The sequence below is a fragment of the uncultured Kiloniella sp. genome (assembly GCF_937128705.1).
In the GTDB taxonomy this organism is placed as follows: Bacteria; Pseudomonadota; Alphaproteobacteria; order Kiloniellales; family Kiloniellaceae; genus Kiloniella.
Genome location: NZ_CAKZMP010000387.1, coordinates 1 through 26,496, shown reverse-complemented (window position 1 = coordinate 26,496; position 26,496 = coordinate 1). Strand labels below are relative to the sequence as shown.

Here is a 26,496-nt window from a genome sequence, read left to right as displayed (position 1 = left end):
TATGTTCTGGATGCAAAACGCTGTATCTCGTACTTAACAATTGAATACCACGGCCATATCGCGGAAGAATTTCGCGCCCCCATGGGCAACCGGATTTATGGCTGTGATGACTGTATCGCTATTTGCCCCTGGAACAAGTTTGCAGAGGCGACCAGTGAAGAAAACGTATTTCCAAGGATCGAGCTAACTGCACCAAGACTTGCCGATCTTGCTGAACTTGATGATGCAACATTCCGACAGGTTTTTTCTGGCTCTCCGGTAAAACGTATCGGGCGAGACCGTTTTATAAGAAATGTTCTCATCGGCATAGGAAACTGTGGTGACAAATCTATCGCAAAGCGCATCCAGCCCCTTTTGAAAGACCCTTCGCCCTATGTAAGGGCAATGGCCGTTTGGGCAATGAAACGATTACTAGACAGGCAAGAATTCGAAGCTTTACGGCTTGAATGTAAAGGCGACGAACCTGACACCAATGTTTTAGCCGAATGGCAATAAGACTGCAGCCTCACCCTTTATGAAAGACTATCCTCCAACAGGGCTGGGCTTTGGACCACGAGGATAACAGACAAACGAAGCCCGTGCCCCTTGAAACATCGGACACCCATTCCAAAGAAGATCTTCACCTCTAAGCTCTATGCGACCATCGCCGCAGGTCTCTTGAGCAAAAGCAAGAACTTGTGCCGGATCGTTAAGGCTTTTGCCGTAACAGAGACCAAATCCCCAAGGTGTGTACTTGTTATTCCCGTATATTTGCGCACCCTTCGCCACCGCGATAGTCACAGGTCTTGAAGCCTCCACTTTGATAGGTTCGTTCGCACATCCGGAAAGTACGGTATAAGCAAGTATTACCGATAACCAACGCCATTTTTGACATATATCTCTCAAGCTTCGTCTCCCCTCTTCGCATTCATTGCAAGCCTGCTCCCCAATCGTCGAAATACTTTGCCCTTTATCTGCGTAATAATAATTCCCAGTAGTATCACAGACAAAGCAATAAAGGCCTCTAGTTCATAGCTCTCGGATAGAAACAAGAACCCCCAAATCATCCCAAAAACGGGTACCAGATAATTATTCAAAGCTGTAAACGTCGCCCCGACTGCTCCCAAAAGATAATAGAGAATAATATAGGCAATCGCAGTTGATACAATTGAAAGCATCAAAAGAGATCCTATACTCAAAAGACTTGGCTCTAATGACATTGGGTCTTCAACGATAAATGCCATCGGCAATGCCATCAAAGATGCGCAAAGCAATATCCCAGATCCATTCACAATAGGATCTAGCTTAACCAATCCAACTTTACGGGCGTAGACAGAACTGGCGCCATAACAGAAGCTGGCAAAAGCAACAGCAAGTTGACCAAAAACGGAATCCCCCAACCCATTCAAGGCTTCTGGCCCAACAAGAAGAACAACACCGCCAAATCCGACAATAGTGCCAATAAATTTTGGCAATGACATCTTTTCATCTTCGGTCCAAAGATGAGAAATTAATAAAGCCGAGAGAGGAACAACAGCCATCAAAATAGCCGCAAGACCGGCATCTATATGTAACTCGCCCCAAGAAATCAGTACAAACGGCAAAATATTTCCCGTTACACCAATCAAGGCATAATAACGCCATGTCCGAAGGTCACGGGGGAACCGTTTGCCCAAAACCAACACCAAACCACTAAGCACTATTGAAGCAAAAAACAGACGAAAAGCAGTAAGCGTTACAGGGGTAACACTTTCCAAAGTAATTTTAATCAGGAAAAAAGAGCTTCCCCATATTGCCCCTAACAATACAAGCAGTATGTATTGATGGGCCTGTGGCTTGTCTGACAGCATACAAAGGATTCCATTGGGAGTTTTAAATTCACCCCCAATGTTTCAAGAAACCAGAGCAAAGGCAATCTCATTCTGCGAGATGATCACTCTGTCCCACAATACCCAAAAATCGAATACGGCTTCTAGGCCTCAACCGCCATATCAGAAGGCGCTTCACTCGTCGGTAAACCATCCTTGGCTTTAGCGCTAATATTCTTTAGCTGCTCGACATGAGACGACAATGACTGAACAATTCCGCCAATTTCGGTTGTGGCCTGACTCGTCTGACCAGCAAGTTGCTTCACTTCACCGGCGACAACGGCAAAACCTTTGCCTGCATCACCTGCACGTGCCGCTTCAATTGTTGCATTCAAAGCCAAAAGATTCGTCTGACGGGCGATTGCATCAATTTGCTGTGCAACCTGTCCTACGTTTTCAATTTCAATACTTAATTGAGCAATCTCGTCAAAAATTTTATCTATGCTTTGCTCAATAACACCCGGATTTGGATTCATTTACTTCATGCTCCCGTTAGACCTAGGTAACACTGATAACAACTTGCCATTAACGTGAGATTAACCAAAAAGCAAAAACATGTATTTTTGCACGAAATTTTCACGATAACATCATCAGAGGCTATGTTATAAGTACCCCTTAATCATTGATAACAATAAGCAAGGGGTCATTAAGATAGACAGAGTGCAACGTGGAATACGGGATAAATTACAACATTCTTTATCTATTGGTTGAAAAAACTCCCACAACAAACTTTTGTTCGGTATAAGTAATAACAACGAAACACTATCCATTCGTTTTTTCTTAAGAAGCCATTCATTTTTGCTTAAGAGGATAGTGTTATTTTACGATAGGTCTTTGCTATATAAAGCTGGTTGGCAAAAACTATTATTAAGCATTGATATGTATGGGTGTGGAGCGCCGTTTGAATTTAAATATACGCAACTCCATTTGTGGGAAGCTGCTATCGATCTATATTCCACTGATCAGCATCAGCTTGCTACTTCTCTTTACCGTTCTTGAAAGCCGGAATATTCACAAGCTGAATTCCGAGCTGGGAACGCGTTTAGACAAGATGGTCGACATTCAAGGAACCGCTTTATCAACCCCAGTCTGGAATTATGATTTAGACTCAATTCAGGCCATATTATTAGCCCTGTCGAGGAACCCTGAGTTTCATTCAGCCCAAGTATACGACACAGATGGACTTATTCTCGCAGAATTAACCAGTGAAGATGCCAAGTCTGTAGATGCCGCACTTTCCAGAGAAACAGAAATCAAACACAATTCCTTTGATCGTCTGGAGACTATCGGGACTGTCAGGGTTTTATTCCATGACGCATTGATTTCAGCGGAAATAAGAGAACGTTTGATCTTTGACGGTTTGGTCATGGTCGTTACCATTCTGGTTCTGTCGGCTCTCACATTTTTGGGGGCAAATTCCTACATTGGTGTTCCCCTCAAGCTTTTATTAGAATCAATTCAATCTGAGAAGCAGCACAAAACAAGAGTAGCTGTTAACTGGACATCCAATGATGAATTGGGCGCTGTTGTAACCGCTTATAACGACCTGCTTCAAAAGCAATCAGCCTATGAGGCTGCGGTAAAGGCATCAGAACTTCGGGCCAAGCGCTCCGAAGCACAGCTGACGCAAGCGATTGAAACAATGTCAGAGGGCTTTGCCCTCTACGACCAAGAAGATAAGTTGGTTCTTTGTAACAGCAACTATCGCAACATTTCGGCAAAACGTGCACGAATTATCACGCTAGGTTCCCGCTTTGAAGATCAGGTTCGTGAGCTCGTTTATGCAGGCGACTTTGTTGGCACCGAAGGACAAGAAGAAGAGTTTATCAAAGATACCTGTGCCAGCCACAAATCATTACAAGAACGAATGATTTTACATCTGAGCAACGGTACTTGGCTGCAATTCAACCACCGCCGTACTCCTGCAAAAGAAATCGTTGTTTTGGCAACCGATATCACGCCGTTAAAGAATCAAGAGCGGGAAATCAGACGCGCCAAAGAAATTGCTGATCAGGCAAATACAGCGAAGTCCCAGTTCCTTGCGAATATGAGCCATGAGCTTAGAACACCACTCAATGCTATTCTTGGTTTCTCTGAAATCATGAAGGGCGAATTGATGGGGCCTCTTGGATCAACTCACTATAAATCCTATTGTCAGGATATCCACTCATCAGGCACCCACCTTCTTGATTTAATCAACGACATTCTGGATCTGTCCAAAATCGAAGCAGGCGCTTTTGAACTTCAGGACGAAACTGTTGATATTACACAGACAGCCCGTGCAGCTCATAAACTGGTTGTTGGACAAAGCTCGTCTGAATTCGTACCGGTCACACTGGATATTCCAGATAACTTACCCTTTGTCCGCGCGGACCTGAGAGCTATCAAACAAATTCTTCTCAACCTCCTGTCAAATGCAGTTAAGTTCACTCCGCAAGGTGGAGAAGTTATTCTCATCGCCAACGAAAACGAAGATAACAGCCTTAGTATAAAGATTAGGGACACCGGAATTGGTATTCCCAAACACGAACTTCAACGCATTCTGGAACCTTTCATTCGCGCAGATACCCCTATGACCCGCGCTTTTGAAGGCACTGGCCTTGGCTTACCACTTGTAAAATCCCTGATGGAACAGCACGACGGTCAGCTTGGTTTGGAAAGCGAAATAAACAAAGGCACGATCGCGACCATTACTTTCCCTGCCTCTAGGGTAATTCCTCGTCGTGAAGGCGATACCCTTTTAAACCAGACCGTAAACAGTGCCTAAAAGACACCTGAACATGTGACTTGACCAAGTACAATACACTTAGAACAATATGTTTCCTTACTCACGCAAAAAGCCCGCAGTTAATCTGCGGGCTTTTTGTTTATCCTTTTGTCCCGAGATTAGACTAGCCGCCAAATTCGGTACACATCAGGAGTCTTTGCTCAAAGATGGTGATACTCACCCATTGCATCCAAAAGCCAATCAACCAAGTATTCGGCAAAGGATGGACGAACAAACATGCGATAGGTCGGCGTATCATCCAACATTTGTAAAAGTACAGGTGCTTTCCCGACACGAGTTTGAACGGCCTGTCCCGGAGCAAAAGATTGCGCATCCATATCCAGGCGACAGCTTTTCTTCATCACGTTACGTGCTTGAGCACCTGTCAGATCGAGTGCTGTGCGGTTACCTGAAACATCAATAACGGCAACATGCTGCCCATCCAACGCATCACGTAATTTTTGCACAAGGTCATCTTGCGCATCAACTGGACCAACAACCTGCCATTCATCGGGACCTAACCAAAAGATCGTAAGGTCACCCTTAACTACATAGGTGTTAGGATCTGTAGGTACAGCAACGCCAGCGATCTTTTTTACCGCAGAAGCAAACTTTTTATCTTCGGCATTTCCTCGGATATTCACTTGCGCCAGAAAAGGGACTTCAGACAAGACAACACCCTGATCTCCGCTAACAGAACCGTTGATCATGGCCTGTTCTTTGTGCGCGATAATACTGTTACGGAATGTATCAACCATCACGACGTTCTCCTTTTGGATCATAGAAGACCGGACTGACAATTTTCACCTTTGTCACCTTGCCGCGATCATGCGCGTAAATCCACTGTCCCATACGGTTATGCCCATCCTTCACCAAAGCCATCGCAATAGAATGCCCTAGGTTCGGGCTCCAATAAGAAGATGTTACATGGCCCACCATAGGTGCCGGTGTTGGGTTCACACGCTCATATGTAAGCTGCGCGCCCTCGTCCAGAACTTCCTTTGGATTTTCTGTTACAAGGCCAACAAGTTGCTTCCGATCTTCGCGGGCAGTATCTTCACGCGTGAAGGAACGACGACCAATAAAGTCACCTTTTTTCTTCGCAACGATCCAATCCATACCAAGATCCTGCGGCGTCTGGGTACCATCAGTTTCCTGACCGATAATCACAAAGCCTTTTTCCGCACGAAGAACGTGCATGGTTTCGGTACCGTACGGCGTAATGTCGTACTTTTCACCAAGTTCCATACATTTCTTCCACAGATGGAGGCCATGCCAGTTCCTGACGTTAATCTCGTAGGAAAGATCACCGGTAAAGGAGATCCGGAAGACACGTGCCGGAACACCTGCAACTTCACCTTCACGCCATGTCATGAACGGGAAAGCTTCGTTAGAGAAATCCATCTCAGGTGCAAGCTCTTCCAAGAGTTGACGGGCTTTAGGACCACCAATAGAAAGCGTCGACCATTCTTCTGTAACAGACGTACAGTAAACTTCCAGATCAGGCCATTCTGTCTGCAGGTATTCTTCTAACCAATCAAGAACACCAGCTGCACCACCTGTCGTCGTCGTCATGTGGAAGTGATTTTCCCCAAGACGTGATGTCACACCATCATCAAAGACCATACCGTCTTCTTTAAGCATGAAACCATAACGACAAGATCCTACAGGAAGCTTTAGCCAAGCATTGGTATAAACGAGGTTAAGGAACTGTGCTGCATCTTTACCCTGAATATCAATTTTACCCAGTGTTGACGCATCAAGTATACCAACACCATCACGAAGAGCTGCGGTTTCACGCGCAACCGCGGCATCCATGTCTTCACCAGCTTTCGGGTAGTACCATGCACGCTGCCACTGACCAACAGGCTCAAAAGTAGCACCATTTTCCAGATGCCAGCCATACATAGACGTCCGACGAACGGGATCAGCCAGATCACCATTAATGCCACGCCCGGCCAGTGCACCAAAATTAACGGGTGTGTAAGGCGGACGGAAAGTTGTTGTACCGACCTTTGGAATAGCCTTTTCCAACTGGGAAGACAGAATTGCCAAACCGTTCACGTTGGAAAGCTTACCCTGATCAGTCGCCATACCTGTCGTAGTGTAACGCTTCATATGCTCGACAGAGTGCATCCCTTCACGCGCCGCCAACATGATATCTGCGGCCGTAACATCGTGCTGGTAATCCACAAAGTGCTTGCGGCTTCCCTGACCAACAGGATGATCCGTTGGAACAACCCAATAGGCCTTGATGGCTTTTTCTTCAACAACAAGTGCTTTTGGTGAGGCTTTTGCTTTACCTTTGCCAAAGCCCGTATCCTTGGCTGCGGCAGCACCAGCAGTACCACCTTCGTCAAGTGCAGACTGCAGGTCAAAAGCACCTTTACAAGCACCAACGGTACGTTCGTTCTGTGAAGAAATATTCGGCACAAAACAGATTTTCTCTTCGTCATAACGGAGCTTGCCGATTGATTGAGAGAAAAGATGTACTGCCGGGTTCCAGCCACCAGAAGTCAGGATCGTATCGCAATCAATTTTACGCTTGTTGCCTGTGATCTTACTACCATCTGACGACACAGTCGCAACTTCAACCCCGGTAACACGCTTGCGGCCAAGTGTGGCAACAATACCTGATCCAGTTAGAACTTCGATACCTTTTTGACGTGCTGCGTTTGGCAGATCACCGTCAACGATTTCACGCAAGTCGATGATGGTTGGAATATCCATGCCCGCATCGACCAAATCAATCGCGACAGAATAGGCACTGTCGTTATTTGTGAAAACCACGCCACGACGACCCGGCAATGCACCATAACGGTTAGCATAGGTCTGACCAGCATTGGCCAACATAATGCCCGGACGATCATTATCCGCAAAAACCAACGGACGCTCGTGCGAGCCCGTAGCGAGAACAACCTGTTTCGCACGGAAATGCCAGATACGGTGTTTGCTCAAGCCCGGCTTGGCACCCGGACCGAAATGATCCGTTCTGCGTTCATGGACCGTGATGTAGTTATGGTCATAATATCCAAAAGCGTTTGCACGCTTTAACAGACGGACATTTTCCATCGCTTCCAGTTCAGCAACAGCCGTATCAACCCATTCCTGAGCTGGTTTGCCATCAATGATCTGCTTTGTATTCAACAAGGAACCACCAAACTCAGGCTGTTCATCGCAAAGCACAACGCGGGCGCCAGTACGTCCGGCTTCAAGCGCCGCACTCAAACCAGCAGGACCAGCACCAACAACCATGACTTCACAGAACTCGTTCATGTGGTCATAGGTATCGGGATCTTTTTCACGTGGCAGAACACCCAGCCCCGCCATGCGACGGATAATCGGCTCGTACACGGTCATCCACATGGACTTGGGGTCCATAAAGGTTTTGTAATAAAAACCAGCAACAAAAATACGAGATGCAACAGAGTTAACCGCCGCAAGATCAAAATTTACTGACGGCCAGCAGTTTACTGACTTAGCAGTAAGACCTTCGTAAAGTTCAATCTGTGTCGCACGGACGTTTGGCTCACTACGCGGTCCGGTTTCCAACTGGATAATTGCATTTGGCTCTTCAGAACCAGCCGTCAGAATACCACGAGGACGGTGCGTTTTAAAACTACGGCCCACCAGATGAACCCCATTGGCAACCAATGCAGATGCCAGGGTATCTCCTTTGACGCCTGTGTAACTTTTTCCATTGAAGGTAAAGTTAATGACATTGGAACGGTCAACCCGTGTTCCCTGTGTCGTACGGAACTTCTCGGTCATCACGCACCCTCTTTCTTTTTAGCAGGGGCCTTTGTCGCAGCAGCTTTTTTAGCCGGAGCTTTTTTCGCTGTAGCAGGTTTGACTGGAGCAGGCTTGGTAGTCGCTGCCTCAGGCAAATCGGGTTTCTCACCTGTTTTATAAACAGAGACAATTTCATTGGTTACAGTGTTACGGGCAACATTAAACCAACGACGGCATCCGTCAGAATGCACCCAACGCTCGCGGTGAACACCTTTGGTATTCGTCCGCATAAAAACGTATTCGGCCCATTCCGCATCCGTCAGCTCATCCGGATTTTCCGGGCGCACAATGTGTGCCTCGCCACCGTAATGATATTCTGTTTCGTCGCGTTCACCACACCAGGGACATTTGATATAAAGCATCCAATTTACTCCTTAGTGGGCCACACCGGCAGCACCGTGTTCATCCACAAGCGCACCGGTAATAAAACGATCAATAGAGAACGCGGCATTAAGATCATGCGGTTCATCTTTGGCGATTGTATGCGCATAGCACCAACCAGCACCTGGCGTTGCTTTGAAACCACCAGTTCCCCAGCCAGCATTAACGTAAAGGTTTTTAACCGGAGTTTTACCAACAATCGGTGACGCATCAGGACAGGTATCAACAATACCACCCCAGGAACGCATCATCCGTGTCCGTGAGAATAGCGGGAAAAGCTCCATAGCTGATGCCAACTGATCTTCGATCACGTGTAGCGAGCCACGTTGGCTATACCCAACATAGGCATCAATACCCGCGCCCATAACCAATTCGCCCTTGTCAGATTGAGACACATAAACGTGCACAGCATTGGACATAACCACACAATCGATCACAGGTTTCATCGGCTCAGAAACAAGCGCTTGCAACGGATGTGATTCAATCGGCAACCGAATGCCAGCCATATCAGCAACAACAGATGTGTGCCCGGCGCAGGCCATCGCAACCTTCTTGGCTTTAATATCACCAAGCGACGTGCGAACACCTTTTACTGTGCCATTGTCGATCATCAGTCCTTGAACTTCACAGTTCTGGATAACATCAACACCCATGTCGTCTGCACCACGCGCATAGCCCCAAGCAACGGCATCATGACGCGCAGTACCACCACGACGCTGTAGCGTAGCGCCCATAACTGGATAACGGCTATCTTTTGAGATATTGATAATCGGGCAGAATTCTTTGACCTGTTCAGCGTTCAGCCATTCAGCATCAATACCGTTCAGGTTATTGGCATTCACACGACGAATTGATTCGCGTACATCACCAAGGTTATGAGCCAGATTCAAAACACCACGCTGAGAGAACATCACATTGTAGTTCAGCTCTTGAGAAAGGTTTTCCCATAGCTTCATCGCGTTTTCATAGAACAGACCAGACTCGTCCCACAGATAGTTCGAACGAACAATCGTTGTATTTCGCCCGGTGTTACCACCGCCAAGCCAGCCTTTTTCAATAACGGCGACATTAGTAATGCCGTGTTCCTTTGCCAGATAATAGGCCGTTGCCAAACCATGGCCACCAGCACCAATAATCACAACATCATATTCCGGCTTCGGATCTGGACTACGCCATTGGCGGGGCCAGTTCTGATGCCAGCTCATGGCATTTCTTGCCAAGCTGAAAATCGAAAAACGGGACATAGCCGTTCACACTCCTCTATTAGTTGTCCATATCCTACGCCTAGTTTCAAAACACTGCCATGTACGGCGAAGACAAGATCATTGTATACTTGCGACATTCTGATAATCTTCATGTTTAGAAACGACACATTTCAGTCATTATAAGAAAATCCAAGTTCCAAAGGTGAATTTGCCAAAGGCGTTGAAACACATGACTTACAGAAGTGCGCAGTCAGAGGCTAATCTTCCCAAAGAAAATGCTTCATTAAGTGTCGCATTTATACTGCTACCAAATTTTACGCTTACACCTTTTTCTTCTGTAATTGACACCTTAAGACTCGCCGCTGACGACGAAGATTATAGCCGCCCCCTTAAATGCAGGTGGTCTATCATCAGCACAAAACCTGGCAAGCCTGTCAAATCAAGCTGTGGCGTTGAAATCACCCCCCCCCAAGGGATAAATGACCTCTCACAATACGACTACCTAGTGGTAGTTGGTGGCCTGCTACACAAAGGACCACAAGCAGACCATGAAAGCATTGCCCTCCTTCAAAAAGCGGCGGCGCAAGGCGTCTCTATCATTGGGTTATGCACCGGCAGCTTTGCCATGATCAGAGCCGGATTAATGCACGGACGCCGGTGTTGCGTCAGCTGGTACCACTATAATGATTTTCTGGAAGAATTCGCCGACGTGAAACCCGTAGCCGATCAGGTGTATGTTATTGATGGAAAAAGGATAACCTGTGCTGGTGGCGCAGGGGCACTAGACCTTGCAGCTTGGCTTGTCGAAAAACACCTGGGAAAAGCTGTCGCGCAAAAAAGCTTGCGGATTCTTCAAGTCGATAAGGTTCGCACAGCATCGGCCCCGCAACCGCAACCACCAACGATACAACTTTCTCACAACGGGCGTGTCAGAAAAGCGATATTAACCATGGAACAGAATATGTCCGTGCCGCTTTCCATAGAAGAGTTATCGAACCGGGTTAATATTTCGAAACGCCAGCTGGAACGGACTTTTAGTGAACAGCTCGGCATCTCACCACAGGCTTGTTACAGAGATCTCAGGCTGCGCCATGGGTTATGGCAACTGCTCAATACTGACAAAGCAATTAGTGACATAGCCGCTGATTGTGGCTTCTCTGATGCTTCACACTTTTCCCGGCATTTTAGCAAAACCTTTAAACGCCCCCCTTCGAGCATTCGAAGTCATCGTGAAGAAGGCAATCAGCTTTTAGCGAACCTTCTCCCAGAACAGTAGTAAAAAAAACCTCCGTTAAGAAGCTCGCAATAAGCATAAAAAAAGGCAGATGATCTATGACCATCTGCCTTTTGTATTCTATACAAAGGAACTTAACTTATCCCTCGGATCCGATCAGAACGACGACGCAGAATTTCAACCGTCGACAACATAATGATTGAGAAGGTAATCAATATTGTCGCCACCGCAAGAATGGTCGGACTGATCTGTTCACGGATACCAGCCCACATCTGCAGCGGAATTGTTCGTTGCTCGACGCCTGCGATAAAGATCGCCACAATAACTTCGTCAAAAGACGTCATCATTGCAAATAATGCACCTGAAATAATACCTGTCATGATCAAAGGCATTGTGACCTTAAAGAAGGTATAGGTCGGCGTAGCCCCTAGACTTGCCCCAGCTTTGACCAACGTATGATCAAAGTTACTGAGCGTCGCCGTCACTGTAATCACAACGAATGGCGTTCCGAGAGCAGTATGCGCCATGATAAGGCCCACATAGGTCTGCGAAATACCAAGCTTGGAATAGAAGAAAAACATTCCCGCAGCCGCGATAATCAAAGGAACAATCATTGGGGAAATCAACAACCCCATGATCACACCTTTGAAAGGAAGCTCAGAACGACTGAGCCCCAGTGCAGCAAGCGTCCCCAAAACAGCAGAAAAAAATGTAGCGAAGAAAGCGACAATGACTGAATTCTGTATAGAATTAATCCAGCGATCACTCGTCAAAAACGTTTCATACCACCGAAGGGAAAAAGCGTCTGGATCCAGCGTCAGCATTCCCTGCGTGAAGCTGAAGTATGGTTCTGCATTAAATGAGAGCGGAACAATAATCAGGATCGGTGCAATCAGGAAGATGAAAACGGCGGCACAAATTATACGAAAAGTATAGTACCAAGTACGTTCAAGAGGACCAGCATATGAAGGTAAAGCCATAATAATTATCCCAACTTAACCGAGTTAGTACCAACGACACGATTATAGAGACCATAGATCCCCAGAACCAAGACCAACAACATGACACCAAGAGCAGCAGCAAGCCCCCAGTTCAAGGATTGTTGCATATGGCCTGCAATCGCATTTCCGATAAACGCACCGGACTGACCGCCAACAAGCGCTGGCGTAATGTAGTAACCAATAGAGAGAATAAAGACGAGGATTGCACCTGCAGATATTCCCGGAACCGTCTGTGGTAAATACACCTGCCAAAAGGCTGTCCACGGTGTTGCCCCAAGAGAACGGGCAGCACGTAGATAACTTGGCGGCACTGTTTTCATCACCGAATAAAGCGGCAAAATCATAAAGGGTAACAGGATATGAGTCATGGCAACCACAGTACCAATTGCATTGTAAATCAACTGCACCCGGTTTTCATCACCGATAACCCCTATCCAGACCATCAGGTCGTTCAGCACCCCTTGGCTTTGCAACATAGCAATCCAGGATGTTGTTCTCACCAACAAAGATGTCCAGAAAGGTAATAAGACCAAAATCATTAAAACATTTGCGTGCTTGAGCGGTAATGAGGCCAAGAAGTAAGAAACAGGATATCCCAACAGAACAGTCATTGCTGTAATCAGAACTGACATCCAAATCGTACGCCAGAACAGCTTCAGGTATATCTGTTCATCGGGAGGAACAAAAGAAACATCCCCATCACTGTTTGTTTCCATATCGAACGCATTAATATAATAAGACGCGGTTACGGGTGAACCAAGACGCTGGATAACTTTCCAGTTATCGATGTCACCCCAACCCTTTTTAATATCAATTAAGCTATCTTTGTATGGCGGTTGAATTTTTTTATGCTTACGAGACGTCGACATTAAAAGACTGCGCATGCCGCCTTTTTCATAATTAAGACGCTTCGCGGCCTTACCGATTGTTTTTTCTTTTCGCCCTTCAATAATATCCTGAGCGAGCGCGGCATAAATAGCCTCATCAGGCAAAGCCTGACCATCCCAATCATCAAGTGCTTCTGTTGTCCGCGGCATATATTCATTGACGACAGTGTCATCCACACTACGGATAAGCATGTCACCGATCGGCGCGACAAACGTGATAAGAATAAAGATAATAAGGGGCGCCACTAGCATCAGGGCCTTCATCTTGTTCCGGCGCAGTGAACGGTGCAAATCGGCCTTTAGCCTTTTTTGTTCTTCGGGGGAGAGATCACCCGTTGCCTCGACTGATATTGACATCAAACTTTCCCTGATGTTCCCTGTCTATTTCGACTTAATAACAAGCCGATTACACAAAGTTGTTTTCTACGGCTTAGACACCGCTTTTAGGTTCTATTATGTGCGTACGAATGAGGGAGCCGAAGCTCCCTCTCGTATAAATCGGCTTATTGAGCCAACCAAGCGTCAAAACGCTCTTTCAGATCATCGCCATTATCAGCCCAGAAACCAGCATCCTTTTTGATAGGAGTTTTGAAGTTTTCAGGGTTTGTTGGCATGTGTGGGTTCATGTCCACACCAGTTTCGATGTGCGTTGTAACCAACGGAGCAGATGACTTACGCGCAGGACCATAAGAGATATATTTGGCCTGATCAGCAAGTGCCTGGGTCGTTGTTGAGAAACGCAGATAGTCCATTGCAGCTTTTTTGTTCGGTGCATTCGCAGGAATCACCCAACCATCAAGCTCAAACATCTGACCATCCCAGATGATTGTAAAAGGCTGATTTTCAACAACTTGTGCGTTGAAAATACGGCCATTGTAAGCAGATGCGATTGTTACTTCACCATCAGCAAGAAGCTGTGGAGGTTGCGCACCAGCATCCCACCAAACAACAGAATCTTTGATTGTGTCTAGTTTGGCAAACGCACGATCGACGCCTTCCGGTGTGTCAAGCACATCATAAACTTCGCCGTATGGAACGCCATCAGCTACAAGAGCCCATTCCAGGTTAGCCGCTGGAATTTTTTGAAGGCCACGTTTTCCCGGGAATTTCTCAAGGTCAAAAACATCAGAAATTGTTTTTGGCGCATCACCAGAGAAAGCGTCGTTGTTGTATGCAAACATTGTTGCATAAACAATTGTTGGTACGAAGCAACCGCTCAAAGATCCTTCAACAAAATCGTCTAGCGGCATGGAACCGTCAGCACCTTTGTCGAGGTCTTTGTTATAATCAATCTCTTGAGCAAGACCTTCGTCACATGCTGTCAGCGCATCACCTTCGAGAATGTCAACAACATCCCAAACGCCATTACCGGCTTCGGCCTGTGCACGCATACCGGCAAGAGCGTTACCGGATTTGTCTTCGTCGAGAATAGTAATACCAGTTTTTGCAGTGAAAGGATCACTGTAGGCACCACGTTGGCTAGCAGTATAAGCACCACCCCAAGATACAACAGTTAGTGTATCCGCAGCTTGAGCCGCTGTAGCAGCGGCAAGAGAACCCAGCACGAGAGCTGTGGAGAGTTTCAAAGTTTTCTTCATTCTTAATATGCCTCCCTAAGGCTTTGTGACCTTGTGTCAGAAAAACACTACATAATTTTCTGTTTGGACAAACAGAAAATGGTCTAATAGATCAGGCGTCCAGCGCCCGACAGTCGTCAATGCTCCATCCCACAGGAATGGTATCGCCTTGAACGAGACCTTTCTTGTCAGATGCATTTGGAACTTTGACGATAAAATCATCATGGCCACAAACATTCATGCGAACGCGAATGTGGTCACCAAGATAAATAACTTCTTCGGCTTTGCCCGAGAACATGTTCTGACACTGCCCTTCGACAGGGTTTAAGAAAACCCGTTCAGGTCGCAGAGACAATGTCGTGCCTTTTCCAGCACCATCGGTATTAATATCCAGGGCTTTCACACGATCCCCGTTATCAAGAACAACCTCACAGATACCATCAGCAAGAGCATCAACCCGACCTGTCAGCTTGTTATTCTCACCGATAAACTGGGCAACAAACGCATTTTCAGGCTTTTCGTATAGCTCTGTCGGCGGCGCCAGTTGCTGAATGCGCCCATCTTCGAACCCAGCAATTCGGTTTGACATTGTCAGCGCTTCAGACTGATCGTGCGTTACATAAACAACTGTAACACCTAAGCGTTCGTGAATGTGCTTGATTTCATACTGCATCTGTTCACGCAGGTTTTTATCAAGCGCACCAAGAGGCTCATCCATCAAGACAAGATCAGGTTCAAAAACCAATGCACGGGCCACAGCAACACGCTGTTGCTGACCACCGGATAGTTGTGCAGGACGTCGATTACCGAATTCCCCCAGCTCAACCATATCCAATGCACGTTGAACTTTTTCTTCGACGTCGGCCTTACTCATTTTCCGCACTTGCAGTGGAAAAGCCAAGTTTTCAGCAACTGTCATATGCGGGAACAATGCATAGTTCTGAAAAACCATGCCGATGCCACGCTTATGCGGCGCAACATTATTAATAGAACGCCCGTTCAGATAAATATCACCATGAGTTGCTGTTTCAAAACCGGCAAGCATCATTAGAGAAGTTGTTTTACCGGACCCGGAAGGGCCCAACATTGTTAGAAATTCGCCCCTTGGTATGTCGACGTTAAGGTCTTTAACAACCAAATTTACGCCGTCATAACTCTTTTGGACCCCATCAAAGCGTACATACGCTTCACTAGATGCGGGATTCGCCATAGCGCCTATTGCCTCGCTACCTGTTTATTTTTTTACGCCGTATGCGCATTTTTTATACGCACACATTAGAGACATTAATTTCAGATGAATCAAGCACTCACAAAAAAAAGTTGTGCCTGTTCAAAGAAATAAACATCACTTTGATTAATTATTATGGTTGGATTTCTTTATCGACTTGCGGACCAAGTCATGCCTCCCATCTTCAGCACGAATAAATATCATGCCTTTATTTATTATACTGAACGGCTCTGAAAAATTGTATTTCAGCGCTACATCCTTCTTGAAGAGGATTATTAACAATTCAGTTTATGCCCTTACCTCGATTACGATGACTCACGAACTTAACACTGTCATGAATAGATGTGACATTAACATGAACGATTGAGACATAATGACTTATTTTTCACCTAAATGCGACATTATCATCTTTAAAATCGCCAATTCTCAAAATTTAATTTATCGTATACTCATCTATACAACCTAGAAAAATCAACGTAGATACTTCTTTGTAATTACTTCATACCCGCTCATACTTCGGGGATAACTTTACCAGGGTTCATCAACCCTTTGGGATCCAAGGCCTGTTTAATTTTACGCATCACCGCAACAGCATTATCACCATGCTCTTTTACCAAATACTTCTTTTTGCCCATACCAACACCATGCTCTCCCGTACAGGTTCCGCCAAAGGAAATCGCCATATCGACCATGTCCTGATTAACGCGACTAGCTTTTTCCATCTCCTCTGCGCTTGCTGGATCAACAATAAATAACACGTGAAAGTTACCATCCCCCACATGCCCAATAATCGGGGCAACAAGTCCTGCGTCATCAATCAGCTTACGCGTTCTTAGTATACATTCAGATAGTTTGGAAACAGGCACACAGACGTCTGTTGGCCACCCTTCACAATCAGACCGCAGATTAATGCCCGCATAATAAGCATCATGCCGCGCTTGCCATAACTTGTTGCGATCTTCCTGCTTGGATGCCCATTGAAAATCACCGCCACCATATTCTTTGACAATTTCACCAACCAGCTCGGCCTGTTCAACAACGCCGTTTTCAGTACCGTGAAATTCAAAAAAGAGCGTTGGCACCACAGGATAGGATAATTTGGAATATTTATTAACGGCATCCATCTGCACATCGTCTAATAGCTCTATTCGAGCCACAGGAATTCCTGTTTGAACGATCAGCATAACCGCGTCTACAGCCGATTCAAGATTTGGGAAAGAGCAAACAGCCGATGAAATTGCCTCTGGTATACCATACAACCTCAATTGTAATTCTGTGATAATCCCTAATGTTCCCTCGGATCCAACCATAAGCCGCGTCAAATCATATCCAGCAGAAGATTTTCGCGCGCGCCCACCTGTGCGCATAATCTCCCCATCCGGCAAAACAACCGTTAACCCAAGAACATTGTCTCGCATTGTACCGTACCGCACAGCATTCGTACCCGACGCGCGCGTTGCAGCCATTCCGCCCAAGGACGCATCAGCACCAGGATCAATTGGGAAAAACAACCCCATATCCCGTAAATGATGATTAATTTGCTTACGGGTTACGCCAGCTTGAACACGGCAATCCAAGTCTTCGTCACTGACATCGAGAATACTGGCCATTTCGGAAAGATCGATACAAACGCCACCTGCCACAGCAGCAACATGTCCTTCCAAAGACGTCCCCGCGCCAAAAGGCACTACAGGACATTCGTGCTCATAGCAGAGCTTCATAACGGCTGAGACTTCTTCTGTGGACCGAACGAAGGCAACAGCCTCTGGAGGCATTGCAGGATGATGAGATTCGCCCTTTCCATGCCTTTCACAAATCGCAGTCGAAAGATTTAGTCGATCGCCTAATATTTCAACTAAAGAAGCTTTCAAACCATCGTTAAGACGTACTGTATTCCTCATCCAAACACCTGCGACATCATGAAAATTGAATTTTTGGGAACCAGCATAAAAATAAACACGCTGGACTAACACTATGGGATAGCTACCCTATCATGGATAAAAATAACCAACCAGCCGACAATAATATTTATGTGAATTTCAGAAAGATAAGAGCCCCCTTGCGAGAAACCGAGCTTTACCCACCGATAAAGTCATACCTTGAAAATCAGGGATATGAAGTAAAATCTGAGATTAAGGGGTGCGATGTCATCGCCGTTCGTGGCAGTGAGGCACCTGTAATTGTCGAGTTAAAAACAAGCTTTAACCTAACACTTCTCTTCCAGGGCATTGATCGACAAGCTTTGAGTGAAGACGTCTATATGGCCTTTGCCATTCCCCACAAGCTAAAGAGAACCAATCCATGGTTCCGTCAGCAAAAAGATATCATCAAATTATGTCGCCGCTTAGGGTTGGGACTTATCACAGTACGCATGGGCGAAAATCAACCAACTGACATTCAGGTTCACGTTGATCCCGGCCCCTATCAACCACGTAAAAACAAACGAAGGCAGGGATTACTTCTTCAAGAATTCGAACGCAGAGTTGGCGATCCTAACGAAGGCGGAACAAACAAACGCCCTATCATTACAGCCTATCGTCAAGATGCCCTTCGCTGCGCGAGTTATCTGAATCAACAGCAAAAAGCAAAGGTCGCAGACATCAAAAAAAATACGCTCGTCGAAAAAACAGCCGCGATACTCCAGCGCGATGTTTACGGATGGTTTATCCGGGTTGAAAGAGGGATATATCAGCTTTCCCCCAAAGGCCATGAAGCCATTGAAAAATATGATGACATTATAAAAAGCCTCAAAAAGTAATCACAGCCTCTTACCATAGCCTCTGCCCTTATTTTAACCTAATAATGCCCCCTTATCACCAAGCCCTATTTACGAAGGCTTCGCAGATACGTGATATAGTTTTCTTTGATAACTTCCCACAGGGAGAGCTTGCCTCTAGAATAACTTGTTAAAGGAATAACGTGTCAGAAAGATAACTTGCCACACGAATGCCCTATTATCTCTATAGGTATGGAGTATGAAATATTTTTTTAGATCGTTAAGACGTCTTACAGCCATCGTATTGCTGTTACTTATTGGCCCCGGACTTGTTATTCTTACAGGTGAGGTGGACCTTAACACACCCTGGAGCAAAGCAAATCGCGACAGAGCGGGCATCGCCCCCGATCCCAATTCCACCTCGGAAGCTATTGTGCAGGTCTATGGCGCACGCACCTATAACTGGCGTGGTGCATTTGCCGTCCATACTTGGCTTGCGTTTAAAGAGGAAAATGCCCGTGAGTACACCCGCCTGGAAGTGATCGGCTGGCGTCATTACAGGGGAATGCCTGTTACTTCTGTATCAACAGGTTGGCCAGATAGAAATTGGTTCGGGTCCAAGCCAGAAATTTATTATGACCTTCGCGGCAAACAGGCCGCTGAAATTATCCCCGAAATTAAAAAAGCCGCCAAGACATACCGCTTCCCCGATAGGTACGAGGCTTGGCCCGGACCAAATTCCAACACCTTTACCGCCCATGTTATCAGACAAATTCCAACCTTGAATGTCGATCTGCCACCAACCGCAATCGGCAAGGATTATCTTGATGAAGATGATAACTTCTACGCTGCAGCACCAAGCAATACAGGACTACAGCTTTCCCTTTACGGAATGGCCGGCATCACACTCGCCAAAGCGGAAGGTCTAGAAATCAATATCTTGGGATTAAACTTTGGCATAGACCCTGATAATATCGCCCTGCGCTTGCCCGGGATCGGTAAAGTCGGCTTTATAGAAAGCTCCTCTGCTGCGTCATCGCAAAAATGACAAAAAGTCCTGTTACAAATACCTGACCAAGAAATAGACGCTATCACTTCGCACTAGCTTGCCACTGCTTTAGTCTCCTTTCCTAGGGTCGGGGATTGACTCTCAAGTACTGGCAAGCTAGTGCAAAAGAGATATATTATAGTAAGTTTCCGATATCCTTCGCGTAAGGATAAGCCGTTTCTAAACACAAAGGCAAAATAAGCATACAATGAGTATTTGGGGAAAGATTGTTGGTGGAGCAGCTGGCTTCCTAGTTGGTGGACCTATCGGTGCATTTCTGGGTGCCATGGCCGGGCACGCGGTTGACCGCATGCGGTCGGAAACTGACGAAGACGGCACAAACAGCACAAAACAAATCACCTTTACAATCGGTGTGATCGTACTTGGCGCCAAAATGGCCAAAGCCGACGGGGTTGTCACCAAAGACGAGGTTGCCGCCTTTAAACAGGTATTTCGTATTCCCCCGGAAGAAATGAAAAATGTTGGCCGCCTTTTTGACCGTGCCAGACAAGATTCGGAAGGTTTTGAACCTTACGCAAATCAGATTGGGCGGACCTTCAAAGATAATCCGGCGGTTTTGGAAGAGCTTTTGAACGGACTGTTCCACATTGCAAAAGCTGATGGCAATGTTTCCCCCGAAGAAATCACCTACCTTCAACGTGTCGCGGAGATTTTTGGCTTTAGCGAGGCCCAATGGGATCGCTTGCACGCCTCAAACGTTGGCGCGGACAAATCAGATCCCTATAAAATTTTGGGCGTTACCCGCGAAAGCAGTGACCAAGATATAAAATCGGCACACCGCAAACTTGTTATCGAAAACCATCCTGACAAGCTTGTTGCTCAGGGTATGCCACAGGAATTCGTTGATCTCGCAAATGAAAAACTTGCCGCGATCAATGCCGCTTACGATCAAATCAAACAACTCAGAAGCTAAGAATTAAAACAAAATGGCGCCTCCTTCTCATCTTGTCGCTCTCAATAGCGCCGGATTGCGTTTTGGTACAAAAACGCTCTTTCAAGACCTTACCTTTGGCCTAGCCCGTGGTGAAAAAGCCTGTTTGGTTGGCAGAAACGGAACAGGTAAATCCACACTACTGAAAATCATGTCCGGCCAGCAAGAACTCGACGAAGGCCAACGTTTTATTCAGCCGGGCGTAACCGTCGCTTATCTTCCACAAGACCCGGTTTTCAATCAGGACGAAACCGTCTTTGAACATGTAAAAGCTGGCTTGCGCCCTGATGTAGGGGAAGCAGACTATCTTGTCGATGCTATGCTTGATCACGTCAAACTTCCCGGTGACAGAAAATTAACAGGGTTATCCGGTGGTGAAGGACGTCGCGCAGCACTGGCGCGAGCCCTTATAAGCGATCCAGAAGTCCTCTTGATGGATGAGCCAACCAACCACCTCGACCTCCCCACGATACAGTGGCTGGAAGAAGAGCTTAAAAACTTCCGCGGCGCCCTGATGGTTATCAGCCATGACAGGGCTTTCCTTAACCACCTCACCCGACAAACATTTTGGTTGGACCGTGGCACCATTCACCGTCTTGGCAAAGGCTTCGAACATTACGAAGCTTGGGCTGAAGAAATGCGCGAAAACGAGGAACAGGAATTCCACCGCCTTAAACGTAAAATTGTTCGTGAAGAACATTGGCTCCAGCGCGGCGTGACCGGACGACGCAAACGCAACATGGGTCGCCTACGGAATTTACAGGATCTCCGCCAAAAACGCGCAGAGTGGATGAAAGGTCCGGGCACAGCCAAGCTTCAAGTTGAAACACTTGATACTGGCGGCGACAAAGTCATCACCGCTGAAAACATCAGTAAATCCTATCCGCTAGCGGGTGGCGGCACCCGCGAAATTATCAAAGATTTTAGCACTAAAGTTAAACGCGGCGATCGGATCGGCATCGTTGGCCCGAATGGTGCCGGAAAATCCACTCTCGTCAAAATGCTGGTTGAAAAGATAGAACCAGATACGGGCAAGGTCGATCTGGGCACAAACCTGACCATGCTCTATTTTGATCAAAAGCGCGAAGATCTGGACCCCAATAGCACCCTTTGGGAAACTATGTCCCCCGGAGGCGGTGATTCCATCATGGTACGCGGGCAACAAAAGCATGTTGTCAGCTACCTGAAAGACTTCCTGTTTGATGACGGCCAGGTTCGTCAACCTGTTTACACACTTTCGGGTGGTGAAAAGAACCGCTTGTTACTTGCCCGTATGTTTGCCCAGGCAAGTAACTTGCTGATCCTCGATGAACCGACCAACGATCTGGATATGGATACTCTTGATCTATTGGTTGAGGTACTTGATGAATATGATGGCACGCTTTTACTCGTAAGCCATGATCGTGATTTTCTCGACCGATTGGCCACCGCCATTTATGCGGTTGAAGGCGATGGTACCGTTATCGAATATGCCGGGGGCTATAGTGACTATCGTGCACAAAAAGCACTGAGCAATAGCGGGACAGGCGCACCAGAAGCACCCGCAAAACCCAAAGCCTCAAAAAAAGAAGCCTCCTCACGGGCAAAGTCTTCAGCAAAGCTCGGATACAAAGAACAACGCGAATTGGACTCTCTGCCCGGCTTGATCGAAAAGCTAACGGAACAATCCGAGAAGCTACAAGCGGAAATGGCTGACCCTGAACTCTACAGCAAAAAGCCCGAGCGCTTTCAAGAAGCCAGTAAGCTTCTAGAAAAAGTACAAAACGATCTGGAAGCATCTGAAGAACGCTGGTTAGAGTTGGAAGAAAAACAAGAAAACCTCAAGGCCGGAAACCTTTAGAATTATTAGGGTCCCCCAGCCATATAAGGGGATCATCATCAAGGATAAAGAAGCTGTCATGGAACAGGTTGATTGTGTAGTTATTGGCGCTGGTGTTGTCGGCATGGCCTGTGCACGTGCGTTGGCACTATCCGGACGCGAAGTTATCGTCATCGAAAAAGAGTCCATGCCCGGGTCCGAGATTTCAGCCCGAAACAGCGGTGTCATTCATGCTGGTATTTACTACCCCCATAACAGCTTAAAAGCTGAACTCTGTGTCAAAGGCAAAGAACTTCTCTATCAATATTGTCAGGGCCACGCCGTACCGTACAACAACTGTGGCAAACTGATTGTTGCGACGACAGCTGCTGAAGAAAAAACACTGGAAGACATCAAACAACGGGCGATCAGAAACGGGGTTGATGATTTATGCTATCTATCAGCTTCAGAAATAAAAGATCGAGAGCCCGAGCTTCATGCGACCAAAGCTCTCTATTCCCCCTCGACAGGTATTGTTGACGTTCATAACCTTATTCTGGCTTTTCAAGGCGATCTGGAAAATCACGGGGGCATGATTGCTTTTAACACACCTGTAACTGGTGGCGAGGTCAATGATCAGGGGATTATCCTCCATACAGGCGGCGAAAGCCCTATGACGCTTCAGGCAAAAACAGTTATAAATGCTGCGGGGCTTCATGCCCCGGCACTGGCTGGAAGCCTTACCCATTTTCCAAAAGACTGTGTTCCCGCTCTTTTTTATGCAAAAGGCAACTACTTCAGCCTTAGCGGCAAAGCACCCTTTTCAAATCTGATATATCCTGTTCCCGAAGCTGCCGGTTTGGGCGTTCACGTCACCCTGGACATGGAGGGTCAAATCAGATTTGGCCCTGATGTAGAATGGGTTGAAACCCTTGACTACGAAGTATCACCCGACAGGTCCAAACCCTTTTACGAGGCAATCCGGCGGTATTGGCCCGGCCTGAAAGACGGAACCTTAACACCAGACTATTCTGGCATCCGACCCAAGCTTCAGGCACCAGGCGATCCTGCCGTTGACTTTGTCATTCAGGATAAAAAAACGCATGGTATTCTCGGCCTAACAAACCTTTTTGGAATTGAATCTCCGGGATTGACCGCCTCTATGGCGATCGCCGAGAAGGTTCTGACACTGAGTTCCTAAGAAAGAGGTATCGATTTCAGTGTTCGGCAGCACAGGCTTTGCAAGGATATCTCTGCCCCCCGCTTCAAAATCGAAATGAAACCCGCCCAAATCATAGGGTTTACTGCCACTCTTTTCCGTAGAGAAGTATTGTAAAAACGGAGACAGTAGTCGATTTTTTCTCATAGCAACAAAATTCCGTGACCGACAAAAATCTGATTTTCTAATTTCTCTCAACAGTTAAGGTTACCAGGCATTGTTTTTCAAACTGGAATTTGTCATAGTTGAATGAGATTTTCTCATAGGAATGCTAATGCGACGACAACTTCCCCCTCTTAATGCGCTCAAAGCTTTCGAAGCCGCAGCTCGACGACTGAGCTTTACCGATGCCGCTGATGAGTTGAACGTTACGCAAGGCGCAATAAGCCGCCAAATAAAAACGTTGGAAGATTACTATCAAATCCAACTTTTTGAACGGGAACATCGAGGGCTGACCCTAACCGATGGCGGCAAAAAACTTCTTCCTGTTTTAAGTGATGTGTTTGATCGCGTTCACGCAATATCCGAAGAACTAACAGGCACATCCGAAGAGCTAACCATAAAAGTATTCCCTTCATTTGCAGTAAGGTGGCTTATCCCACGGCTATCACAATTTCAGGCACAGGAACCCGATATCAATATCCGCCTGACCACCGCCTGGCATGCCGTAGACTTTGATCGGGAAACCTTTGACGCAGGCATTGTCCATAGTCACTGCATGCCAACGGACGTTCACACGACAGCAATTACCAACGAATGGATGACACCTGTGTGTTCCCCTTTATTGCTAGACAAGCTCTCTAATCCCAAAGACCCGAATTCACTTAACGAAGTCATGCTGTTGCACTGTAGCAGTACCGCCAAAAGTGAAGCAAAAGGAACCTCTGAAAATGAATATCGGGAATGGGCTCAATGGGGGCAAGAAGCACAAGCAAAATTACTTAACACAAATAGCGGAGAGGCTTTTGACACCACAGACAGCGCCCTACAAGCAGCAGCAATGGGATACGGCGTTGCGTTAGGTGATTTAATGATGATAGAGGATGACTTGGCTTCTGGGCGACTGGTCATGCCGTTTCCAGATCTCGTTTCCCTTATTGGCCGTTATTATATTGCCAGCCCCAAGAATAAAGCCAACAAACCAGCCTTGAGAAAATTCAGGCAATGGCTGCTCTCTGTCACCGAAAATATCGTTGCTAACAACCCAATCCTGAAAGAACTGGAATCACCCCCGATCAGGTTGCACACGCCAGAACCGGAAAGTGCGCTATGAAAATTAATCATACCTATCACTCTCCCAACTTCGGCCCTCGTCCGAAAACTGTCGATATAAATATGCTCCTGCTACACTATACTGGCATGCAAACCGGGAAGGAGGCCCTTGAGCGTCTGTGTGATAGTGCAGCACAGGTCAGTGCCCACTATTTAATAGAGGAAGATGGAGAGATCTTTCAGCTTGTTCCAGAAGAACATCGCGCTTGGCACGCTGGGCTTGCCTACTGGCATGACGAGACAGACATCAACAGCTGCTCGATTGGCATCGAAATCGTTAATCCCGGACATGAATGGGGGTACAGACCTTTTCCCACGGCTCAAATGAAAGCTGTTGCTACCCTCAGCAAGGAAATTTTAGAGCGCCATTCTATTCCTTCACACAGAGTATTGGCGCACTCAGACGTCGCCCCCGAACGCAAAGAAGACCCCGGCGAGTTATTTGACTGGATATACCTCGCAAACCAAGGCATTGGTGTTTTCCCTGATGGAACAGCACAAAGCAGCCCCATTGCTGAAGATAGTTTCGTTTTAAAACTGGGCGAATACGGCTATAAGGTGGACATAAAAAGCCCAACCGGATCAGTCACAAAAGCTGCCATTATCGCTTTCCAAAGACACTTTCGGCCAAGCAAACTAAACGGGGAAATTGATCAGGAATGCTGTCAAATTCTTGCAGATCTTTATTCACAACTTGACGACAGCTGAGAAGCCGCCTAACTGTAGCGCGTCAGACGGTCCGACAGGCTGCTCTTTCTGGCAGGCTTTGCCTGAACCGGAAAGGGAGGAAAGTCCGGGCTCCACGGGAATACGGTGCCGGGTAACGCCCGGCGGGGGCGACCCTAGGGAAAGTGCCACAGAAAGCAAACCACCTGTAGGGCGCAGTCCTTTATGGATTGTGACAAGCAGGTAAGGGTGAAAGGGTGTGGTAAGAGCACACCGCGCGGCCAGAAATGGAAGCGGCATGGTAAACCCCACCGGGAGCAAAACTAAATAGGGTCGGCAGGTTCACAAAACTTTGTTTTGAGGAATCAGGTGTTTTTCCGCACCGTCGACCGGGTCAGTTGCGAGAGGTGCTCAGCGATGAGCATCCCAGATGAATAGCCTTCCGTTGTCACGGGCTTCGGCTTTGTGGCAAGCGACAAAACCCGGCTTATGACCGTCTGACATATTTATTTTTTCTCACTCGCCTCCACACCTAAATTACAACTTTGGATTTACGACCCCCGTCCTCTATCAATCAAGATAGAGCTGGTCGCAATTTCATTAATAAAAACAATCCCCGTAGCCAATTATGAGCTCTCTACACAGACAAAATTTAACTATAAAAAATAAGCAATTAACTATGTTTTAACCATACCTTGACACACCCCAAACCATTGACACCCATCTTATCCCATGATATCCCAAAATATCCCATTTGTAATCAGAAACGACCCATTTCAGACCAAATCGGGAACAGGGCGAGATAAGAACGCAGGGGTGTGTTCTTGAAAGACCAATATCGGTCAATTCATTTTGGGGCGGAATCAGTGACCTTTTTTATAGGTACATTTGAAAACAAGGTAGACA

22 protein-coding genes and 1 other RNA gene are annotated in these 26,496 nt (G+C 46.7%); 11 read left to right on the top strand and 12 right to left on the bottom strand.

Features of this window, described 5'->3' with window-relative positions:
- On the top strand, positions 1–495 hold a 495-nt coding region (locus Q0241_RS20230; RefSeq protein ID WP_299380891.1), incomplete at its 5' end, for a 4Fe-4S double cluster binding domain-containing protein.
- Positions 496–522: 27 nt separating this feature from the next.
- Here Q0241_RS20230 and Q0241_RS20225 read toward each other — a convergent pair.
- From Q0241_RS20225 to Q0241_RS20215, 3 genes are all read right to left on the bottom strand, one after another.
- Positions 523–885: a hypothetical protein gene (locus Q0241_RS20225; protein WP_299380890.1), complete on the bottom strand. Its 363-nt coding sequence runs from the start codon at positions 883–885 to the stop codon at positions 523–525.
- Positions 882–1,829, bottom strand: coding sequence for an EamA family transporter (locus tag Q0241_RS20220; RefSeq protein WP_299380889.1), 948 nt, complete (start codon positions 1,827–1,829; stop codon positions 882–884). Before Q0241_RS20220 ends, Q0241_RS20225 begins: the two co-directional genes overlap by 4 nt.
- Positions 1,830–1,951: 122 nt before the next feature.
- Positions 1,952–2,323: a methyl-accepting chemotaxis protein gene (locus tag Q0241_RS20215; RefSeq protein WP_299380888.1), complete on the bottom strand. Its 372-nt coding sequence runs from the start codon at positions 2,321–2,323 to the stop codon at positions 1,952–1,954.
- Between the two features lie 425 nt (positions 2,324–2,748).
- Here Q0241_RS20215 and Q0241_RS20210 point away from each other — a divergent pair, with 425 nt between their 5' ends.
- On the top strand, positions 2,749–4,614 hold the full coding sequence (locus Q0241_RS20210) for an ATP-binding protein (RefSeq protein WP_299380887.1): 1,866 nt from the start codon (positions 2,749–2,751) through the stop codon (positions 4,612–4,614).
- 161 nt (positions 4,615–4,775) lie between these two features.
- On the opposite strand, the gene Q0241_RS20205 is transcribed toward Q0241_RS20210, so the two are convergent.
- From Q0241_RS20205 to Q0241_RS20190, 4 genes are read right to left on the bottom strand one after another with little or no spacing between them, the layout of a single operon-like run.
- Positions 4,776–5,372 carry a sarcosine oxidase subunit gamma gene (locus Q0241_RS20205; RefSeq protein WP_299380886.1) on the bottom strand — a complete coding sequence of 199 codons (597 nt, stop codon included), beginning with the start codon at positions 5,370–5,372 and terminating at the stop codon, positions 4,776–4,778.
- Complete coding sequence (locus tag Q0241_RS20200; RefSeq protein ID WP_299380885.1) at positions 5,365–8,385, bottom strand: sarcosine oxidase subunit alpha; 3,021 nt, start codon at positions 8,383–8,385, stop codon at positions 5,365–5,367. Before Q0241_RS20200 ends, Q0241_RS20205 begins: the two co-directional genes overlap by 8 nt.
- Positions 8,385–8,768, bottom strand: a complete 384-nt coding sequence (locus Q0241_RS20195) for a sarcosine oxidase subunit delta (protein ID WP_299380884.1) — start codon at positions 8,766–8,768, stop codon at positions 8,385–8,387. Before Q0241_RS20195 ends, Q0241_RS20200 begins: the two co-directional genes overlap by 1 nt.
- Before the next feature lie 12 nt (positions 8,769–8,780).
- On the bottom strand, positions 8,781–10,031 hold the full coding sequence (locus Q0241_RS20190; protein ID WP_085909458.1) for a sarcosine oxidase subunit beta family protein: 1,251 nt from the start codon (positions 10,029–10,031) through the stop codon (positions 8,781–8,783).
- A gap of 190 nt (positions 10,032–10,221) precedes the next feature.
- On the opposite strand from Q0241_RS20190, the gene Q0241_RS20185 reads away from it, so the two are divergent.
- A complete protein-coding gene (locus Q0241_RS20185; protein WP_299380883.1) occupies positions 10,222–11,268 on the top strand; it encodes a GlxA family transcriptional regulator in 1,047 nt (348 codons plus the stop codon).
- A 92-nt stretch (positions 11,269–11,360) separates the two neighbouring features.
- Here the strand turns inward: Q0241_RS20185 and Q0241_RS20180 are convergent, their stop codons facing one another.
- From Q0241_RS20180 to Q0241_RS20160, 5 genes are all read right to left on the bottom strand, one after another.
- The gene (locus Q0241_RS20180) at positions 11,361–12,206 is read right to left on the bottom strand and encodes an ABC transporter permease (RefSeq protein ID WP_299380882.1); all 846 of its coding nucleotides are present in this window, start codon (positions 12,204–12,206) and stop codon (positions 11,361–11,363) included.
- A 5-nt stretch (positions 12,207–12,211) separates the two neighbouring features.
- Entirely contained in the window at positions 12,212–13,471 is a 1,260-nt protein-coding gene (locus Q0241_RS20175) for an ABC transporter permease (RefSeq protein WP_299380881.1), read from the bottom strand.
- Between the two features lie 146 nt (positions 13,472–13,617).
- Positions 13,618–14,712 (bottom strand): ABC transporter substrate-binding protein, encoded by a 1,095-nt coding sequence (locus Q0241_RS20170; protein ID WP_299380880.1) that lies wholly within the window; start codon positions 14,710–14,712, stop codon positions 13,618–13,620.
- 91 nt (positions 14,713–14,803) lie between these two features.
- A complete protein-coding gene (locus tag Q0241_RS20165) occupies positions 14,804–15,901 on the bottom strand; it encodes an ABC transporter ATP-binding protein (RefSeq protein ID WP_299380879.1) in 1,098 nt (365 codons plus the stop codon).
- 527 nt (positions 15,902–16,428) lie between these two features.
- Positions 16,429–17,820 (bottom strand): FAD-linked oxidase C-terminal domain-containing protein, encoded by a 1,392-nt coding sequence (locus tag Q0241_RS20160; RefSeq protein ID WP_299380878.1) that lies wholly within the window; start codon positions 17,818–17,820, stop codon positions 16,429–16,431.
- 92 nt (positions 17,821–17,912) lie between these two features.
- On the opposite strand from Q0241_RS20160, the gene Q0241_RS20155 reads away from it, so the two are divergent.
- The 8 genes from Q0241_RS20155 to rnpB all read left to right on the top strand — a co-directional run bounded on the left by Q0241_RS20155 (position 17,913) and on the right by rnpB (position 26,095).
- The gene (locus Q0241_RS20155; RefSeq protein ID WP_299380877.1) at positions 17,913–18,677 is read left to right on the top strand and encodes a DUF2161 domain-containing phosphodiesterase; all 765 of its coding nucleotides are present in this window, start codon (positions 17,913–17,915) and stop codon (positions 18,675–18,677) included.
- 217 nt (positions 18,678–18,894) lie between these two features.
- The gene (locus Q0241_RS20150) at positions 18,895–19,683 is read left to right on the top strand and encodes a DUF3750 domain-containing protein (RefSeq protein ID WP_299380876.1); all 789 of its coding nucleotides are present in this window, start codon (positions 18,895–18,897) and stop codon (positions 19,681–19,683) included.
- 208 nt (positions 19,684–19,891) lie between these two features.
- Positions 19,892–20,617, top strand: a complete 726-nt coding sequence (locus Q0241_RS20145; protein ID WP_299380875.1) for a TerB family tellurite resistance protein — start codon at positions 19,892–19,894, stop codon at positions 20,615–20,617.
- Positions 20,618–20,630: 13 nt separating this feature from the next.
- On the top strand, positions 20,631–22,475 hold the full coding sequence (locus Q0241_RS20140; protein ID WP_299380874.1) for an ATP-binding cassette domain-containing protein: 1,845 nt from the start codon (positions 20,631–20,633) through the stop codon (positions 22,473–22,475).
- A gap of 58 nt (positions 22,476–22,533) precedes the next feature.
- Positions 22,534–23,634, top strand: coding sequence for an NAD(P)/FAD-dependent oxidoreductase (locus Q0241_RS20135; RefSeq protein WP_299380873.1), 1,101 nt, complete (start codon positions 22,534–22,536; stop codon positions 23,632–23,634).
- Between the two features lie 292 nt (positions 23,635–23,926).
- Positions 23,927–24,925 carry a transcriptional regulator GcvA gene (gene gcvA, locus Q0241_RS20130; RefSeq protein WP_299380872.1) on the top strand — a complete coding sequence of 333 codons (999 nt, stop codon included), beginning with the start codon at positions 23,927–23,929 and terminating at the stop codon, positions 24,923–24,925.
- Positions 24,922–25,632 carry an N-acetylmuramoyl-L-alanine amidase gene (locus Q0241_RS20125; RefSeq protein WP_299380871.1) on the top strand — a complete coding sequence of 237 codons (711 nt, stop codon included), beginning with the start codon at positions 24,922–24,924 and terminating at the stop codon, positions 25,630–25,632. Before gcvA ends, Q0241_RS20125 begins: the two co-directional genes overlap by 4 nt.
- Before the next feature lie 22 nt (positions 25,633–25,654).
- Positions 25,655–26,095, top strand: an RNA gene (rnpB, locus tag Q0241_RS20120) — RNase P RNA component class A.
- Positions 26,096–26,496 lie beyond the last annotated feature (401 nt).